Consider the following 1456-nt stretch of genomic DNA (forward strand, 5'->3'; position numbering starts at 1 on the left):
ACCGAGACCTGCCTGAAGATCGGCGGTCATCTCCGTTTCGAAAAGTACTACGAAAAGGCCAAGCATTCGAAGGCCTACTACGAGTGGCACACCCGCGCTCGTATCCAGGTTGAAGCCAAGAACGATTCCGAGTGGGGCACTGTCTACTCCTGGATCCGTCTGCAGGGCGACAGCTACAACAACAACACGACCGACTCGGTCGGTGGTGGTAACCGTACGCGTTGGTGGTACTACTTCGGCATTGGTGGTCTTGAATTCGGTCGCTTCGACTCGCCCGGCATCCGCTTCCAGGGCTACGGCGGTCGCACCGATTGGGGTGGTTCGTACGGCGACGAATGGGATCGTCAGTATGTCAGCTACACCGCGACTTTCGACAGCATCACTGCTTTCGTCGCGATCGAGAACGACCTCGTCAATGGCGTGAACTACAACTACGGCGCCGACACCAATGGTGACGGTATCGTCGACACCACCGTTCTCAACCAGAAGAAGGCTGACGGCGGCCGCACCTACATGCCGGACGTCTCGGCTGGTATCAAGGGAACCTTCGGCGAATACGAAGCCGGCGCCTTCATCGGTTACGACGAATCCGACGAATCGTTCAACGTCCGGAAGTGGGTCCGTGGCGATATCGGCATGTTCGGCTTCACCCTCATGGGCTTGTACTCCGACTCGGCTTCGAACAGCTTCTTTGCCTATGACGGCTTCAGCGGCATCCTCGGCCTGTCGGCCAAGGTCACCGACACGGTCAGCGTTGCGAAGGACATCCAGTGGTGGGATGACGACTCCTGGCGCGTGATCGGCAACGTTTCCTGGGCTGTTGCTCCGGGCTTCTCGGTCCTGCTCGAAGCCTCCTACGGCGACGGCGACTCGGTCGGCGACGACGTTCGCACCGGCATGCTCCGCTTCCAGCGCTCGTTCTAATTCAAGCTTGACTTGAATGCAGAAGGCCCGGGTTTTCCCGGGCCTCCTTATATCGCAGATCGGGAGGGTAGGTCGGGCAGCGTGAGTCTCCGGGACCGCTGCATGGTTCCGGCAACTGGCCGGGTCATTGATATCCGCAATATCGGATTTCCGGCGAACTCGGGGCGGCATTTCTACTGACTTCTCGCGATTTGAGACGAATTCGACTGAGGATTGAGCTCGATATCTTTATGATTTTGTTAAGAATTATTACTGTTCGGTTAGCGATTGACCCCCAGCGTGATAGTTTTGTGTCTTTTTTGTAACAGAAATTTTCGAAGCGAGCCTCGGGGCGCTTGCCTCGGGTGTTTCAGCATTGCGAATCCACATCGCCCAATTATGATCCGGCCTCGAAGCACAGGGGGATACTCAGTGTTTCGGGGGATTGGGGCAGGGAATGCTGTCCTTCAGCGAGAAAAAGACCCGATCCGATTTTAACATTGACTGGAGGTCAACATGAACATCAAGAGCCTTCTTCTCGGCTCCGCCGCTG

The 1456-nt window shown here is 56.7% G+C and carries 1 protein-coding gene; it reads left to right on the forward strand.

The window, feature by feature from the left end:
- A partial coding sequence (locus AC2YI2_RS34935) for a porin (RefSeq protein WP_487391109.1) occupies positions 1-924 on the forward strand: 924 nt, incomplete at its 5' end.
- Between the last annotated feature and the right edge of the window lie 532 nt (positions 925-1456).

Source organism: Rhizobium sp. SRI_017, from assembly GCF_057586295.1.